Annotated in this window: 12 protein-coding genes; 6 read left to right on the forward strand and 6 right to left on the reverse strand. The window is 65.6% G+C overall.

What is annotated here, in order from left to right; all coding sequences use genetic code 11:
* Positions 1-138 precede the first annotated feature (138 nt).
* Positions 139-1,302 carry a coiled-coil domain-containing protein gene (locus ACI38Z_RS04135; protein WP_439788922.1) on the reverse strand — a complete coding sequence of 388 codons (1,164 nt, stop codon included), beginning with the start codon at positions 1,300-1,302 and terminating at the stop codon, positions 139-141.
* A 317-nt stretch (positions 1,303-1,619) separates the two neighbouring features.
* Between ACI38Z_RS04135 and ACI38Z_RS04140 the strand changes: the two genes are divergently transcribed.
* A complete protein-coding gene (locus tag ACI38Z_RS04140; RefSeq protein WP_439788923.1) occupies positions 1,620-3,278 on the forward strand; it encodes a YfcC family protein in 1,659 nt (552 codons plus the stop codon).
* Between the two features lie 218 nt (positions 3,279-3,496).
* Positions 3,497-5,287 carry a hypothetical protein gene (locus ACI38Z_RS04145; RefSeq protein WP_439788924.1) on the forward strand — a complete coding sequence of 597 codons (1,791 nt, stop codon included), beginning with the start codon at positions 3,497-3,499 and terminating at the stop codon, positions 5,285-5,287.
* A gap of 3 nt (positions 5,288-5,290) precedes the next feature.
* Here ACI38Z_RS04145 and ACI38Z_RS04150 read toward each other — a convergent pair whose 3' ends face one another.
* On the reverse strand, positions 5,291-6,115 hold the full coding sequence (locus ACI38Z_RS04150) for a prepilin peptidase (protein ID WP_439788925.1): 825 nt from the start codon (positions 6,113-6,115) through the stop codon (positions 5,291-5,293).
* Positions 6,116-6,281: 166 nt separating this feature from the next.
* Between ACI38Z_RS04150 and larE the strand changes: the two genes are divergently transcribed.
* The 3 genes from larE (at position 6,282) to ACI38Z_RS04165 (ending at position 8,072) form a co-directional block, all read left to right on the forward strand.
* A complete protein-coding gene (larE, locus tag ACI38Z_RS04155; RefSeq protein ID WP_439788926.1) occupies positions 6,282-7,130 on the forward strand; it encodes an ATP-dependent sacrificial sulfur transferase LarE in 849 nt (282 codons plus the stop codon).
* A gap of 172 nt (positions 7,131-7,302) precedes the next feature.
* Positions 7,303-7,608 (forward strand): hypothetical protein, encoded by a 306-nt coding sequence (locus tag ACI38Z_RS04160; protein WP_439788928.1) that lies wholly within the window; start codon positions 7,303-7,305, stop codon positions 7,606-7,608.
* The gene (locus ACI38Z_RS04165) at positions 7,608-8,072 is read left to right on the forward strand and encodes a type II toxin-antitoxin system VapC family toxin (RefSeq protein WP_439788929.1); all 465 of its coding nucleotides are present in this window, start codon (positions 7,608-7,610) and stop codon (positions 8,070-8,072) included. Before ACI38Z_RS04160 ends, ACI38Z_RS04165 begins: the two co-directional genes overlap by 1 nt.
* 39 nt (positions 8,073-8,111) lie before the next feature.
* On the opposite strand, the gene ACI38Z_RS04170 is transcribed toward ACI38Z_RS04165, so the two are convergent.
* The 4 genes from ACI38Z_RS04170 to ACI38Z_RS04185 form a co-directional block, all read right to left on the reverse strand.
* Entirely contained in the window at positions 8,112-8,582 is a 471-nt protein-coding gene (locus ACI38Z_RS04170; protein WP_439788930.1) for a SixA phosphatase family protein, read from the reverse strand.
* A gap of 36 nt (positions 8,583-8,618) precedes the next feature.
* Positions 8,619-9,719, reverse strand: a complete 1,101-nt coding sequence (locus ACI38Z_RS04175) for a nucleoid-associated protein (protein ID WP_439788931.1) — start codon at positions 9,717-9,719, stop codon at positions 8,619-8,621.
* A 107-nt stretch (positions 9,720-9,826) separates the two neighbouring features.
* The gene (locus tag ACI38Z_RS04180) at positions 9,827-10,477 is read right to left on the reverse strand and encodes a GNAT family N-acetyltransferase (protein ID WP_439788932.1); all 651 of its coding nucleotides are present in this window, start codon (positions 10,475-10,477) and stop codon (positions 9,827-9,829) included.
* Positions 10,478-11,246: 769 nt separating this feature from the next.
* On the reverse strand, positions 11,247-14,669 hold the full coding sequence (locus ACI38Z_RS04185; protein WP_439788933.1) for a M14 family metallopeptidase: 3,423 nt from the start codon (positions 14,667-14,669) through the stop codon (positions 11,247-11,249).
* A 383-nt stretch (positions 14,670-15,052) separates the two neighbouring features.
* On the opposite strand from ACI38Z_RS04185, the gene ACI38Z_RS04190 reads away from it, so the two are divergent.
* The gene (locus tag ACI38Z_RS04190; RefSeq protein WP_439788934.1) at positions 15,053-15,538 is read left to right on the forward strand and encodes a hypothetical protein; all 486 of its coding nucleotides are present in this window, start codon (positions 15,053-15,055) and stop codon (positions 15,536-15,538) included.
* Positions 15,539-15,693 lie beyond the last annotated feature (155 nt).

The following is a 15,693-nucleotide window of genomic DNA, read 5'->3' on the forward strand; positions in this document are numbered from 1 at the left end:
CGTGCTCGCGGGCGCCACGTGCATCACGCTCTCCGCGCTGCTCTTCGTGGTGTAGGCCGCGCGGCTCGCAAAGGGCCCGTCCGGCGCAGCTCGCACGCGCGCCGGACGGGCCCTTCTCGTTAATCGCACTTGATTGCGTCAGGCCAGCTTGATGCCCATGAGCCAGCCCCAGCGCGGGGTTACGGTCGTGCCGTAGTAGGAGATCCAGTCGTTCACGTTGATGGTCCTGATGTAGCCCACGTTGTCCATCATCACGCCGCCGCCCACGTAGATGCCAATGTGGCCGTAGATCCTGCCGGCGGCGGTGTGCGAGTGGCTCGACACGGCCACGATCATGCCGGGCTTGAGGTCTCCCCTGTTCGAGCTCGTGCACCAGGCGTTGTACATGTCGCAGGCGTTGCCGCTGGCGTACCCCAGCCCGGCGTTGTTGAACACCTGCGAGACCCACATGGCGCAGAGCCCCAGTCCCGGCGAGGGCGTGGTGCGGCAGGCGTTCACCACGGCCTGCTGCGAACCCGTCGTGGCCCCGCCGTCGCTGATGGTGCCCGTCACGTTGCCCGCCGCGGCGCCGGAGCTCGCCCTTGCCGCGGCAGCGGCTGCCTTCGCGGCGGCGGCTTGCTCGGCCTTCTCCTTCGCCATGGCCTCGAGCTCGCTGTCGCGCTGCGCCATGAGCTGCTTCTGCTGGTCCGAGAGGTCGCTCAGGATCTTCTGGGTCTCCTGCTGCTTGGCCTCCATCTGCTTGAGCTGCGACTTCTGCGTCGTGCTCAGGGTCTCGAGCTGGGCCTTCTGGGTCTTGAGGGTGTCCCTCTGGCTCTCCAGCTCCTCCTTCAGGCCCTTGACCTCCTCGATCATGTTGCTGTCGGACTCGCTGATCTTGTCCATGTAATAGACGTTCGACTCGAACTCCTCAAAGGTCGAGGACGAGAAGAGCACGTCCAGCATACTCGTGGAGCCGGACTTGTAGTTCTCGGACATGCGCTTGCCGAGGCGCTCCCTCTTGGTCTCGAGCTCCTTCTCCTTCTTGGAGATGTCCTTCTCGACGGAGTCGATCTTGTCCTGCGTCTGCTCGATCTGGTCGAGCGTGTCAGACTGCTTCTTCGACAGGGCCTCGTACTGGGAGGCGATGTCGTCGAGCTCCGCCTGCACCTTCTGGACCTGCTTCTCGTTGGCATCGATCTTGGAGTTCGTCGCGTCGACGTCGCTCTGGTCCACGGCAAGGGCCATGCGCGGCGCGAGCGTCGCCATGCCGGCGCCGAGCAGCAGCCTGAGCGCGCTGCGGCGAGTGAGGTTCTTGGGCTCCAAAAGCGTCCCCCGTTCGTTTGATCTGCGTGTGGGCGCGTCGTTCATACGCCATGACATGCTAGCGCCACTTGGGCGGCAGCTGGCGAGTCTACGTTACTTTACCACTGCCGGGCCCGTTGGCGACCGCATCCGCGCCGCCTGCCGACGGACCCAACGCCCCCGCTGGCGGAAATGTTTACGCAATCTTAAGGAAACCAACCGTTCACAAACCTACACTCGACCCTTGTGTTCCTAGCGAGCCGCCTGCGGTGGGACGGCAATAGCCACTCGGGACGCCACGCGGCACCGGGCGTGGCAGACGGAAGGGGGCTCGCACCATGGGCGGCCCAGACACAGGATCGGCGGGCTCGGACGCGGGCGAGAAGAACTTGCCCCAGGACGCGGGGCAGGGCGCGCGCAAGAAGCGCAAGCACCAGATGCTCTCGTCCTACACCATCCTCCTCATCATCACCGTGGCCATCGGCATCCTCACCATGGTCATGGCGCGCTTCACGCCCGCCATCAAGGCGGTCAAGGTGTCGGACATCATCAGCAGCCCGGTCAAGGGCGTGCTCGACGGCATCGAGATCTCGCTCTTCCTGCTCATATTCGGCGGGTGCATGGGCATCGTCAACAAGGTCGGCGCCATCGAGACCGGCATCCGCGCGCTCGTGAGGCGCCTCGAGGGCCGCGAGCTCGTCCTCGTACCCGTGATCATGGCAATCTTCGCGGTCCTGGGCTCCGCCTACGGCTTCTGCGAGGAGACCATCCCGTTCTACGCGCTGCTCGGCTCCGTCATGTACCTCGCCGGGTACGACACGATGGTGTCCTCCGCCACGGTGCTCTTCGGCGCGGGCGTCGGCTGCCTCGGCTCCACCGTCAACCCCTTCGCCAACGGCGTCGCCATCGCGACCCTGCACGACAAGGGAATCGAGTGCAACCAGGTCGTCATCATCGCGCTGGGCGCCATCCTCTGCGTCATGGCGTACTGCGTCTCGCTCTTCTTCATCCTGCGCTACGCCAAGAGGATCCAGCGCGACAAGGGCTCGTCCATCCTGTCGCTCCAGGAGCGCGAGGCCTGCGAGAGGGACTTCGGCAGGAACGGAGGAAAGGGGCTCCTCACCAAGGAGAACTCCACCCTCTCCCGCACGCAGAAGGTCACCCTCGTGCTCTTCGCGCTCACGTTCGTGGTCATGATCTGCGGCTTCGTGCCCTGGAAGGACTTCGGCATCAACGTGTTCGACGCGGGCGCCTCCTCCCACGAGCAGACCCAGCAGCTCTCCGGCAAGCAGGTCGAGAGCGACTGGAACGGAAACGACGACATGACGGGCGACTACGGCGAGATCACGTCCGTCTCCAAGGGCACGAGCGTCAAGACCACCCAGACCGTCGAGGACTCGCAGAGCTGGACCGGCTGGCTCACCGGCGCCTCCATCGGCGACTGGTACTTCAACGAGGCGAGCACCTGGTTCTTCGTGATGGCCATCGTGATCGCGCTCGTCGCGCACCTGTCCGAGGCCGAGGCCGTGGACGCCTTCATCGGCGGCGCGGGCGATATGGTGGGCGTCGCGCTCGTCGTGGGCCTCTCGCGCTCCATCGAGCTCCTCATGAACATGTCCGGCCTCGACCAGCTCATCCTCACCTCGGCGTCCCACAGCCTCAAGGGCCTCTCGGCCGCGGTCTTCACGCCGCTCTGCTACCTGGTCTACCTGGGCCTCTCCGTCATCATCACCTCCACCTCCGCCCTGGCGTCGGTCTCCATGCCCATCATGGGGCCGCTGGCGCAGGTCCTGCACTTCTCGCCCGACGTCGTCGTGATGATCTTCGTCGCGGCCAACGGCCTCGCCAACCTGTTCTCGCCCACGGCCATCTTCCTGCCGGGCCTCATGCTCGCGCACGTGGGCTACGGCACGTACCTGCGCTGGTCGTGGAAGCCCATCGTGGTCATAGGCGTCCTCTCCGTCGTCATCCTCACGGTGGCCATGATGATCCTGTAGCCAACGGCTTACAGCGTGTCCGCATCGCGCCTCCCGGGAGCCCCGTCGCGGGTTCCCGGGAGGCGTCTTCAGCTTGCCAAAAGCTCCCATACAGATTGGCGGAAGCATTGCGCCCGTCGCATGTCACCGCCCCCACCAGCGCATACGCACGGTTCGGTAGCGGTATCACTGTTGTGGCAACCACAACGGACGGTGGCACCCGGACGAGGGAGAAGGACATGGCCAACCGACTCGGCAGGCATACCCAGGACCTCACCGCAAGCCAGGGCGGGGCATTCGGCGCACGCGACTGCCACGAGCTCATCCGCAGGGCGGGCGCCATCGTCGTGACGGGCGCCATGGTCGCGACGCTCGTGCCCGCGCCGGCCATCGCGGCCGGGGGAACCTCCACCGGCACCGCGGCGGCGTCATCCGCCGGCACGCCCCCCAGCATGCCCTCGGGCGGCGGCCAGGGAGGTGGCGGCGCCAACACGCAGAGCTACGACTACGCGGGCAGCTACTCCGCCACGCTCGCGGCCAACGGCCAGAGCGTCAGCTCCAAGGGCAAGTCCCTCTCGTCCACCTCCGCGGACAAGAACGTCGCCCTCGTGCAGAACGGCGGCACGCTCACGCTCACGAGTCCCACCCTCACCAAGTCCGGTGACGACGGCAACGGCGACAACTGCAACTTCTACGGCGTGAACTCGATCCTGCTCGCCGTGGGCTCCGGCTCCACGGCAAAGGTGTCCAAGGGCACGCTCTCCGCCACGAGCGAGGGCTCCAACGGCATCTTCGCGACGGACTCCGCGACGGCCTACGCCAACGGCACCAGCGTCAAGACGACGGCGGACAACTCGCGCGGCCTCGACGCCACGTACGGCGGCACGATCGTGGCAAACAGGATGGCCATCACCACCAAGGGCGACCACAGCGCCGCCCTCGCCACGGACCGAGGCGGTGGCAGCGTCTCCGTCACCAACTCCACGCTCACCACCGCCGGCTCGGGCTCGCCGCTCCTGTACTCCACGGGCGACGTCGAGGCCAACAACGTCACGGGCCTGGCCTCGGGCAGCCAGATCGCCGGCATGGAGGGGCTCAACACCATCCTCATCAACAACTCCACGCTCTCGAGCACCCAGACCGGCAAGACCGCGTCCGACCCCGTGGCCAATGGCGTCATCATCTACCAGTCCACCTCGGGCGACGCGGACACCACGACGGGCGAGAAGGCCAGCTTCCAGGCCGCGAACTCCACCTTGAGGAGCTCCATCGCCTCGGGCTCCATGTTCTACTGCACCAACACCACGGCGAGCATCGTCCTCTCCAACACGAAGCTCGACTTCGACTCGACCAAGGCGGACCTGCTGCTCGCCGCGGGCAACGACTCCAACAGCTGGGGCACCGCGGGCTCCAACGGCGCCACGGTCACGTTCACCGGCATCGGCGAGACCATGTCCGGCAACATCGAGGCCGACACCATCAGCAAGGTGGACGTGTACCTCACGGACTCGAGCACCTGGAGCGGCGCTGCCGCCGTCAAGAAGAACGCGACGGCGTCCACGTCGGACTCCCCGCTCAACGTGAACGTGGACAAGACCTCCACCTGGGTCGTCACGGCAAACTCCACCGTGTCAAACCTCACGGTCGCCAAGGGCGGCAAGGTCGTCGACTCCGACGGCAAGACGGTCACCATCGTCTGCAACGGCCAGACCGTGGTCGAGGGCACGTCCGACGTGACGGTCACCGTCAATGGCACGTACTCGACCAACTACGACCCCTCCGGCGCGGGCACCCTCGCGACCAGCACGATCGACCGCTCCGCGTTCGACGAGGCCTACGGCACGAGCACGGCCTTCACCATGGAGACCGCCAACTCCACGTCCTCCGCCACGGGCAGCTCCACCACCACGGACGCGTCAGGCAGCTCCACCGCTGCCTCGGGCTCGACCAACTCCGAAGGCGGTGCCTCGATCCAGCAGTTCTTCGCGGCCATCGTCTCGTTCTTCAAGGGACTGTTCGGCCTCGGCTAGCGGCTACAAGAGGCCCAGCAGCTGGCCGGCGCCCGCCTCGCCCAATGCGAGCGCGATCCAACACCCCACGCCAAGCGCAGGGCCCCACGGAAAGACATCCCCACGAAACGGCACCCGCACGTCACCTCCCCCCGGCGTGCGGGCGCCCGCTTGCGCCTTCCAAACCCGCCGCAGCCCGAGCGGCACGCGCACCCACCGTCTCCAGACAAGTGCGAGCCCCACGCCGAGCGCGCAGGCAAGTGCAAGCATGAGCGTCATCTGGGCGGGGCCAAGGTACATGCTCGCCACGGCCACGAGCTTGACGTCCCCTGCACCCACGCAGCCCTCCCCCAGCATGCGTGCCGCCGTGAGCGAGAAGGCCGTGGCAACGCACGCCACGCCCACGGCCACAAGCAGGCACCCCATTGCCCCAAGCACCGCGGGGCCGAGACCCGCGCCCCCCAGCGCCCCGTCCCACATGAGGCAGGCCACCCGCACTGCCGCGGCGACGGCGAGGCACCCGTTGGGAATGCGCATCCACGCGAGGTCGAACACAGAGGCCCACACCAGGCAGCAACACAGCGCGAGCGCCGACGCCGCCTCGCCCGGCGCAGCCCACGCGCCTCCGCCCGCGCCCGCGAGCGACCATGCCTCCACGCCCAGCACCAAGGCGCCCGCGAGCGCTCCCGCAAAGCAGCTTGCGACGCCCGGACGGACGCTGGCCACGCCGCCACCGCCACCGGCTCCCCAGGCTCCCGCGGCGCGGACGGAGGCGGCCCCCACGCCCGCTCCGACAGCCGCCGCCATCGCCACGATCGCCCACATGCCCCGCAACGCAAGCCAACCCATGCGACTCCCAACCCCTCCGCCGGGGACAGGAGATTCTACGCGACGGCACCCGCTGTGCGTAGGTTAAATTCGTGATAACGGGAGTTGACGAAACGCGCCGCGCGATACAATCGCAAGACAACGTCGCTGCGTCGCCGCCGAGCACGGGCGGCACGGGGAGGTCACCATGGGCGAGACGCAAGGGGAGCCAAGAGGCGAGCTCCAAAGGAAGCTGCAAGACCTGCGCGCGTACCTGCGCCAGCTCGGCAGCGTTGCGGTCGCGTTCTCCGGCGGGGTCGACTCCACCTTCCTCGCCAAGGTCGCGCACGACACGCTCGGCGACCACATGCTCGCGCTCACCGCGTGCATCCGCGGCATGCGCCCGCAGGAGCTGGCGGACGCAAGCGAGCTCTGCAGGCGCCTGGGCATTCCCCAGGTCGTGATCGAGTACGACGAGCTCGAGGTCCCGGGCTTCGCGGACAACCACCCGGACCGCTGCTACACCTGCAAGCACGCGCTCTTCTCGGAGCTCAAGCTCGTCGCGGACGCGCACGACCTGCACTTCGTGGCCGACGGCACCAACCAGGACGACCTGGGCGACTGGCGGCCGGGCCTGCGCGCGCTCGAGGAGCTCAACGTCAAGAGCCCGCTTCGCCACGCGCACCTCACCAAGGCCGAGATTCGCGAGCTCTCGCGCCAGATGGGCCTCCCCACCTGGGACAGGCCAAGCGCCGCATGCCTCTCGTCGCGCGTCGCGTACGGCGAGAAGATCACTATCCAAAAGCTCGAGCGCATCGGCAAGGCGGAGGACTTCCTCCACAGCCTGGGCTTCGGCCAGCTCCGCGTTCGCGTCCACGGCGCGGAGGGTCTCATCGCGAGGATCGAGGTTCCCGAGGGCGACATCGTGCGCCTCATGGAGCCCGAAACGCGCCACAGGGTCACCTCCCACCTGCGCGAGCTCGGCTTTGCCTACGTGACCTGCGACCTCGCCGGCTTCCGCTCCGGCTCCATGAACGAGGTCCTCAAGCGGGAGTAACCCACCACGCACGAGCACGCACATGCAACGGGATGCCGACTGGCGGGTTTCAGCCCGTCAGTCGGCATCCCGTTTTGACCAGCCACGCAAATGAGCGTAATACATGTTGAAAATGCGTATTACGACTTCTATAATACATGGCATCATACCTGATTGTCACACGGAGGCCACTATGGCAGCCACTTCCATGGTTACGGCACGTCTCGACCCCGCTCTTAAGAAGCAGGCGGGGGACGTGTTGAAAAGGGCAAACGTCACGGAGAGCGAGCTCGTCCGAAAGGTGTACGAGTACATCGTGTACCTCGGTGACGTGCCGGAGTTCGTAAAAACTGACGAATACGAGGTGGAAGACATGTCTGACAACAAGTTCTCTCGCTTGGTCAGGGCAATAGAGAACAGTCCACTTGCCAAGGCCGATCTCTCAAACGCCACCGACGAGTCCGTCGCTGAGACACTTGCGGAAAGGGGCGATGTCTAATGCGCATCCTTCTGGACACCAATGCGCTCCTCGACCTCTTCTCCAACCGTTCTCCGGAACGGTCCACGAGCATGCGAGCCATCATGGGCTGCCTGTCAGAGCGTAGCGATCAAGCTCTCGTCTGCAGCACATCCCTCGTGGATGCCTCCTACGTTATCGAGAACAACAAGGCGTTCAAAGCCGTTTTCCCTAGCGCAGAGCAAAGGAGGAGCCTCGCGAGATGGATGAGAGGCGAGGTCCTCGAGACCTGCGAAATCGCAGCCGTCGACGGCCTCGTCTGCTCGCGCGCTCAGCAGAACTCCGCCGAACCAGACTACGACGATGCGGTCGTCGCAGAATGTGCTCTTGTCAATAAATGCGACTGCATCGTATCGAGTGACATCTCGGCCTTCAACAACTCGCAAGTACCAAAGCTCTCCCCCAGCCAATGTGCCAGACTGCTCGCGCGACGCAACACTAGGTAGAGCGGGGAGAGGCGCCTCGCCATCAACTCTGCCGCGCCGCTACGCCTCTCGGAGCCAGAGCAGGCGCGCCTCTCCCCTGGCAATCCTGCCCGTCGGGAACTCTATCGCCGCGACGGCGCCCTTGTGGAACGGCAGGTCCTCGCCGCACAGCCACTCGACCATGTCCCGCATGAAGGGCACGTGACCCACCGCCACGATCGTGCCGGCGTCCGACGCGCGCAGCTCGCCCAGGAAGGCCTCGTCGTCCTGGTCGTACAGCGACTCGTGCGGGATCGCCTCGTTCGCGTCGACTCCCAGGGCATCGGCCACGACCTCCGCGGTCATCTGCGCGCGGACGGCGGGGCTCACCCAGAGCTCCAGGCTGCCGCGCGCCTCGAAGTCGGCAAACAGGCTCGGGTAGGACTTCCGCAGTCGCTTGAGCCCCTCCGGCGTGAGCCGGCGCGCCTTGTCGCCGTCCGCGCCCTTGGGCTCCGCGTCCCCGTGACGGACGAGCACCAGCAGGCTGACCATGTCCCTCTCCCCTCCGCCGCGCGGACGCCCGTGCGGCTACTTGTTCTCTATCTTCCCGACGTTCTTGATGAGGATGGACACGTAGCCATCCGCGTCGGTCGTGAACTCGATGTAGTTGGAGTCCGAAGCGTACTGCGAGGGGAACGTGATCTCGATGCCCGTGTCGGTCTTTATCTTGTGGTTCTTTGCCAGGCGGTTGGCGACGCCGCGCTTGACGGGCACCTCCTCGGGAAGCTCCTTCTCGCGCGAGACCTGCTCGTAACGCTCCTGCAGCTCCGGTTCGTCCTCGAAGACCTTCTTGCCCACGGTCTCCGGCGCAAAGGACTCGTCGACCTCCGCGCTCGACTGCACCACGGCCTTTGCGTGGGCGACGGCCTCCGTCACGTTGACGCCGGCCTCCTCGGCTACGTCCGCCACGATCTTCTCGACCGCCTCGACCACCTCGCGGCTCGACGCCTGCACGCTGCACTGGAGCAGCCCCTCGGGAATGACCTGACGCTCCTGAGTGCCCACGGTGCGCACCTTGTCGTGGAAGTCAATGCTGAAGTCGCCCAGGTCCACCAGCACGTAGCTGTCGACCTTCTGCGTGGGGCTCGGCAGCGTGGAGTCCTGGCGAAGGATCTGGTTCTGCGGGGCGCCCATCGCGTCCGCGCCCAGCTCGTGGATGAACGCCTGCTTCCTGGGGAGAAGGACGGCCGCAAAGTACCTGCGGCTCAGGTCCTCCAGGTCCGGCGCCTCGGCCGCAGCCTCGGCCATCGCCTGTGCCACCGCGCCGCCGCCCGCCTGGTCGGCCTTGGCCTTCATGTCCTGCGTGTCCGTGAAGTCGCACACCAGGAGGTCGCACTCCTCCAGGTCGTCGCAGCGGCGGAGCTCCTCCCAGAGGTACTGCGCCACCTGCTGCGAGATCTCCGTGAAGCCCACCTGGCCGGCCACGTAGCCGTGGAGCGCGTCCGCGAAGCCGCTCTGCTCCGAGAACTGGCCGTGTCGGCTCTCCGCGTTCGAGCTGATCTTGCGCATGTAGCGCTGCACGTACGACTTGGTCGCACGCGTGTCGAGGTCAAGCTCGCGCTGCGAGAAGGACGTGCTTCCCGACTCGAAGTCGAAGGCATGCAGGATCGCATGGCTTATGTGCATCATGTTCAATCACCGTCTGGCTCTCCCGCGGCGGAGGGCCCGCCGCGCCGCTGGCTTGCCGAAACAGGATACCACCGTCGACGGCGGGGGCATCCGCCTGGCGCCCCTGGCTAGAGCCTGCGGCCGTACAGGTAGATGACGCCCGCGTTGGGGTCGCCGTAGATGCCGCGCTTCTCCTGGATGAGCCTGAGCCCGTTGCGCTCGGAGAACTCGCAGTCCGAGTCCTTGGTCATCATGGTGAAGAAGCCCCTGCAGTTGTGCTCGCAGAAGCGCATCACGGCCTCCTCCAGGAGGGCGGACCCGATGCCGTTGCCCCTGGCCGAGGGGTCGACCACGCAGAGGTTGAGCTCCGCGTCGGCGTTGCTGTAGCCGCGCGAGATGAAGACGTCGGCCGTCGTGTACATCCTGAGCCTGCTGAAGAGCAGCTCCTCGACGTTGGGACCGCCGATCTTCGCGCGCTTGCGCGCGGGTCCCATCAGCTCCTCGAAGCGCTCGTCCCAGCGCTCGTCCTTCTGTATGGCACCGTCCTTCGTGAAGCCGCCAAAGCAGGCGCCCACGACCTTGAGTCCCCTCTGGGCCACGATCGAGAACTGCGAGCGCCTGAGAGAGCCTGCCGTGAAGACCCTGCCAAAGGTGATGCGGTCGTAGACGCCCTCGACGTCCGAGGCCCACGTGCGCGCACAGATCCTCGCGACCGAGTCGAAGTCGTCATCCGCAAAGGGTCGATAGACTACCTCGCTCCTGTTGGTATCCGTTGGCATGGCGACTTCCCTTGTGACTGATTGTTTGCGATAGAGATTGAAATTCATCCACTAGATAAATTTCATTTTCACGCTATTAATTTAGCGCATATTCAGGCAAATTGGTACCTGCTGTTACACGAGCGGTACCCGCACCCGGGTGATAGGCACCTTCGCAATGGTGCGAAATTCTAACATGGAGCACCCGCTCCGCGGCACCAAGGGCAGCCCTTCTCCCCTTTATGCGCAAAAGCCCGTAAAACACCCAAAATCGTTCCACGACGACCGATCAGCCGGCATGCGGCACAAAGCAAAGGGGGCGGCACCTTGGCCGCCCCCTCGAGGGGTGTTACCTTTACCTGCCCTTTGGACTCTCCCCCTAACAGAGCTTGTCCAACTGACCAACTTAACTCGCCCGGAACTCCGGGGACCTGCGTGACGCTCAACGCCTCATCGGGTGGCGTTCAGGTACCTTCGCGGTCGACCGGTTCTGCCGTCTGTCTGCTCGAAGACTGTGCGAATCTCATTCCGCTGACGATGGGCTCTCTACCTGCCCGCTAAGCGTAGACGGGACGCGCGATGCCTTCCGCGAAGGACCGAGGATGGCACTCGTCTCTGTTCACTGGCATCACCTCCCGCTCCGGCCGCCGACCAACTTTACGTGCGGCTCTTTTTGGTCACTGTCAGTATTGCCCAGTTCGGACGGAAGATGTACACGAATCCGTGCTCAACCGCGCGGGCGGTCGCGTTTGGGCGGCAGGCGGTAGCACCCGCCGCCCACGGCGGCTGCCTAGGCCTCATCGTCCTTCTCGCCCGCGTCGGACGCCGCGTTTGCGCTGGCCTTGCGTCTGCGGACGACGGCGTAGGCCACGCCCGCGACCACGACCACGCAGACCACCGCGACAATCGTCCCGTTGCCCTGGCCCTGCGAGGCGGCAAAGTCGCCGTCGAGCTGCTTGGAATAGACCGCGGCCGTGAGGTAGCGGTAGTCGTCCTGCTGGTGCGCCTTGTTCGTGAGGGTGTTCGCGAAGAGGGCGATGTCTCGGCCGTCCTTCTGGTAGTCGACGGCCTGAATCGTGTCCTGGTACTTCTTGATGTCGTCCTTGGGCATGAAGCCCTCGATCAGCGGATCGTCCGTGGTCTTGACGAGCACCTTGGAGCCCTCCGGGGCCTTCTTGATGTAGCCTCCGCCGTAGCCGTACATCAGGTGGTCGCCCTCGTTGGCGTAGGTGGCCGTGATGATGTCCGACTTGGGGAACTCGACGGTGCCGAAGGCGTCAAAGCCCAGCCAGTCGCCGTCGCTCGGCGTGAACGAGAACTTGCCCGCGAGCTTGTAGTCCTTCACGAACTGCAGGGCGTCCGCCGTGTACGCGACGTAGGGCGTGCCGGACTTGACCTTGGCCGCCACGGCCTTGGCGTTGACGGGGTACTGGCTGCCCACGATGATGGTCGCCTCGTCCAGGTCGTCGGTCAGCTCGAAGCCCATCTGCTTGGCGAGCGCGAAGTCGTCCCAGTTGCCGTTGGTGTTGAGGCGGTTCTCGTAGTCCGCCATGCCCACCTTGTTGCCCGCGGCGTCCTTCTGGAACTTGGCGTACGCCTTGGGGACGTAGGCCTTGATGGAGCCGTCGATCCTCTTGGCCGTGGGGGCCTCGTCGACCTCGCTCACGGTCAGGACGTAGTCGCCCTTGACCTTGACCAGGTCGTCGGAATCCACCACGTAGTCGCCCTCGTGCTTGCCCTCGGTCACGAGGCCCACGGTCTTGCCATCCTTGAGCAGGGCGTTCACGGCCTTGATGGCCTCGAGCCCGTTGTTCTTGATCACGGCGTAGCCGCCCTTGCCCTTGACCTCGCTCCGCTGCTTGGGGGCCTTGTCGACCTCCCTCATACCGGCGGACGAGAAGGACCCGGCCGTGCGGATCGTGTCCATGTCAAAGCCGCGGAACTGCGAGAAGTTCGTGACGGGCTCGCTGTAGAGCGAGCCGGCGGTCCAGTCGCTTATCACGAGGTTGGGATAGAGGGCGCAGTTGGCCATGTTGCGCTTGGCCTGGTGCATGTCCACCACGATCGTGCCCGCGGGGTAGCTCTTCTCGCCCACCTTGACGGCCTTGGTGGTCTGGCTCACCTTGACGTCGTTGTGGATGAGGAAGTCGATGGTCTCGGCGGCCGCGGCGCGGTTCCTCTGCAGCTTGGAGTCCATGGGGATGACGTAGTACTCCGGGAAGAAGTTGCCGTTGGTCTTGCCGTTGACATCCTTGCTGTCGCGGGGGCGGAATGTGTCGGCCTCCGCGCCCTTCTCGTCCTTCTGGTTGACGTAGTAGGGGCGGATGGAGTCGGCGTCGATGTTCTGGACGCCGCGGCGGAAGCGCTCGAGCTGGTTGTTGAACATGCGGTCCTTGTTCTGGGCCACGAAGCCGGCGTTGCCCATGAAGCCGTAGCGCAGCGCATCGACCGCGTCCGCGGTGCCGTAGGGCGCCTCGACGGTGTAGGCGTTGGTGCCGTGCATCATGGCGTACTGCGGCGTGTAGCTGGTCGACATGTCGTCGAAGGGCGCCTCCCAGAAGCGGGTGCCATCGTCCTCGAGCTTGAGGTAGTCGCGCATGGGCATCTGGACGGAGTTGATCGTGGGGTTGTTGGCGATGGCCGCGCCCATGAACGCCTCGCCCTGCGCGAGCGCCGTGTCGATAAAGAGGTCGTACTCGTTGTTGGGGTCGTGCGTGGGCGAGCAGGGCTCGACCTGGAACTGCTGGTAGTAGCCGTGGACCTCGTGGAGCGAGATGGGGTCCCACTCGCTGATGAGGCCGCTCATGGCCTGGGTCTCGGGCTGGGTCTGGTACGTGTTGTCGCGGTTGAGGTCGAAGCCGTTGCCGTTGGTGCGGACGTCGTCCGTGCGGGCGTCCACGTTCTCGCTCGGGACGAGGATGTAGAACACGTCGTCCAGCGACTTGGAGGGGTCGAAGGTCTGCGTGTCGGAGTCGTAGTACTTGTCGAACTCCGCGTCGCTCAGGTCGGAGGAGGCGGTGTCCGTGTCCGCGCCGTCGTAGTTGGTGCCGTGGCCCTTGCCGCCGTCGCCGCGGATGTAGCCTATGCCCTGGACGTCGTCCTTGATGAGGTCGCTCCACACGGTGCGGTCGTGGTCCATCTCGGTCTTGAGCTCGGCCTTGCCGTCGGAGGTGAGGCCGGTGGCGCGGCGGTACTCCACGGGCTTGTTGGCCACGAGGTCGCGTGCGAACTGCATTACGGCGTCGGACGCGACGATCTCGTCCGCGTGGACGTTGCTGTAGACGACGGGCACCTTGTAGCTGAGCTTGCCTGCGGCAAGGTCCGCCTGCACGGATGCCGGGTCCTTCTCCATCCGCTGCTTGAGCGCCTGGTAGTCGGAGAGGTCGGACTTCTGCTTCGCAACGAAGAGCGCGCGCATCGGGCGGCCCTTGGCGGAGGTGCCGAAGGTGCGGACCTCGGCGTAGAGGCCGTTGGCCCTGGCCTCCTTGGCGAGCTTGGGAAGCTCCGCGTCGATGTCGGTCTGCGTGGCGAACACGTCGTAGGGGCGGAGCGTCACGTCGGTCGAGGCAGCCTGCGTGCCGTCGACGTCGCAGGCGAGCTTGTAGGTGCCCACGTAGTCGTACATGGACGCGCGCACGAACTCGCGCGAGCGCACGTCGATCCCGTCGAGTCCCTCGTAGAGCTCGCGGTTCTTGAACGTCAGCACGATGGAGGGTGTGCCGTCGACCTCCTGCGCGGACACCCTCACGTCATAGAGGAAGTCGCGGGACTTGCGGACCTTCTCGTCCGTGGTGATGCCGTTGCCGCCCTCCGCGGCGCCGTCCTTGGTCGCCACGGTCTTCCAGTCGGACAGCTTGCCGCCCAGCCACTGGTTGGGGTAGGTCTTCTTGCTGAACTGGCCCTTGCCGCGGCTGAGCGTCCAGCTGACCTTGCCGCCCTTGACGAGCCTCTTGAGCTCGGACAGGCTCTTGCCCTCGACCGGCGCGACCGCCCTGAACTCGCGTCCCTCGATCATGGAGATCATCGGGGCCGACGTGCCGTCGTACGCGGCGTCCGTGCGCGTGAACGTGGCCTTGGCCTCGGACTGCGTGGCCGACTGCGACGCCGTGGTCGTGGCGGCCGTCGCCACGGTTGGCGCCACGGCCTGTCCCAGGCTCGCGGCGAGCATGAGGCCCGCGACGATGGCGCCGCCCGCCTTGCGAATAGAAACCATCCCATCCCCCTTAGCAAGATGTGGACCCACGGGAAGGCTGGGGCAGAGTATCCAGTCCTTCTCGCCCTCAAAATGACGGGATTCAGGTTACTTTGATTTGTTTTGTTATGTTACAGATTTGTTTCAGAACTAGGTGAGCGTTGCGTTTGCGTCGGTGTGCGATGCGTTCGTACCAGAATCAACCGCATTCGCGCGCTGCATGCAATATCCTATATTCTCACGGTTTCACAACGTCTCGGCAGGTCTTTTTCGCAACGCTGCTTTCGATGCGGCCAAATATGCGCAGACATAAAAATCTTTGCGCGGGACGCCGCCGCAACGCTCACAATGGAGGGGTGAGAAGAACGTGGCGCCGCGGCCCGCGGCGCGGATTGGGGTGCAGCATGAACAGGACGGCCACGTACGGTGTGGCGAAGGACGGCCGCGCGGTCTACAGCAACGCGTGGCTCAGGCACAGCTTCTACCTGGACGCGTCGCAGCAGCGCACGTGCACGATGTACCGGTCGCGCTACGTGCTGGGCGTGGCGGCCGGCGCGCTGGTTTGGGTCTTCACCAAGAGCTTCGTCGCGCTGGTGGCGGTGCCCGTCGCCCTCATCCTGCTGATGAGCTACCTGTTCTACTACCACTTCCTGACCAGCCTCGAGGTCGCCCCGGATGACGACGCGGCGCTGCCCGTCCGCCGGCGCATGAGCCTCGTGCAGGGGATCGTGTACGGGCTCGGCGGAATCGCGTGCTGCTGCCTCATGGTCGTGAATGCGCGCGCCCAGGGCTTCACGGGCGCCACGCTCACCGTCAACTACGTTGCCGCAGCGGCCGTCGCGATCTTCGGCGTGTGGCAGATGCTGAGGGGCATCGTCGAGCGCGGCTAGGCACGGGCGGGGCACGCATTCTTGCAGACTGAGGAGGAAGCCATGGCAGAGGACCTTTCCAACATTACGATGATGACCTACGTGCGGGAGACCCCGGCGCAGGTACAGAAGAACGTCGGCCGCAGGCGCGAGCTCGTCGGGCCGCTGGTGGACGA

This window comes from Parafannyhessea sp. (genome assembly GCF_051876455.1).
In the GTDB taxonomy this organism is placed as follows: domain Bacteria; phylum Actinomycetota; class Coriobacteriia; order Coriobacteriales; family Atopobiaceae; genus Parafannyhessea.

What these genes read in the sequence shown, in the direction of transcription:
- ACI38Z_RS04140 (WP_439788923.1), top strand. Translation starts at nt 1,620, where the DNA reads ATGGGCGGCCCAGACACAGGATCGGCGGGCTCGGACGCGGGCGAGAAG.
- ACI38Z_RS04145 (WP_439788924.1), top strand. Translation starts at nt 3,497, where the DNA reads ATGGCCAACCGACTCGGCAGGCATACCCAGGACCTCACCGCAAGCCAG.
- ACI38Z_RS04150 (WP_439788925.1), bottom strand. Translation starts at nt 6,115, where the DNA reads ATGGGTTGGCTTGCGTTGCGGGGCATGTGGGCGATCGTGGCGATGGCG.
- larE (WP_439788926.1), top strand. Translation starts at nt 6,282, where the DNA reads ATGGGCGAGACGCAAGGGGAGCCAAGAGGCGAGCTCCAAAGGAAGCTG.
- ACI38Z_RS04160 (WP_439788928.1), top strand. Translation starts at nt 7,303, where the DNA reads ATGGCAGCCACTTCCATGGTTACGGCACGTCTCGACCCCGCTCTTAAG.
- ACI38Z_RS04165 (WP_439788929.1), top strand. Translation starts at nt 7,608, where the DNA reads ATGCGCATCCTTCTGGACACCAATGCGCTCCTCGACCTCTTCTCCAAC.
- ACI38Z_RS04170 (WP_439788930.1), bottom strand. Translation starts at nt 8,582, where the DNA reads ATGGTCAGCCTGCTGGTGCTCGTCCGTCACGGGGACGCGGAGCCCAAG.
- ACI38Z_RS04175 (WP_439788931.1), bottom strand. Translation starts at nt 9,719, where the DNA reads ATGATGCACATAAGCCATGCGATCCTGCATGCCTTCGACTTCGAGTCG.
- ACI38Z_RS04180 (WP_439788932.1), bottom strand. Translation starts at nt 10,477, where the DNA reads ATGCCAACGGATACCAACAGGAGCGAGGTAGTCTATCGACCCTTTGCG.
- ACI38Z_RS04185 (WP_439788933.1), bottom strand. Translation starts at nt 14,669, where the DNA reads ATGGTTTCTATTCGCAAGGCGGGCGGCGCCATCGTCGCGGGCCTCATG.
- ACI38Z_RS04190 (WP_439788934.1), top strand. Translation starts at nt 15,053, where the DNA reads ATGAACAGGACGGCCACGTACGGTGTGGCGAAGGACGGCCGCGCGGTC.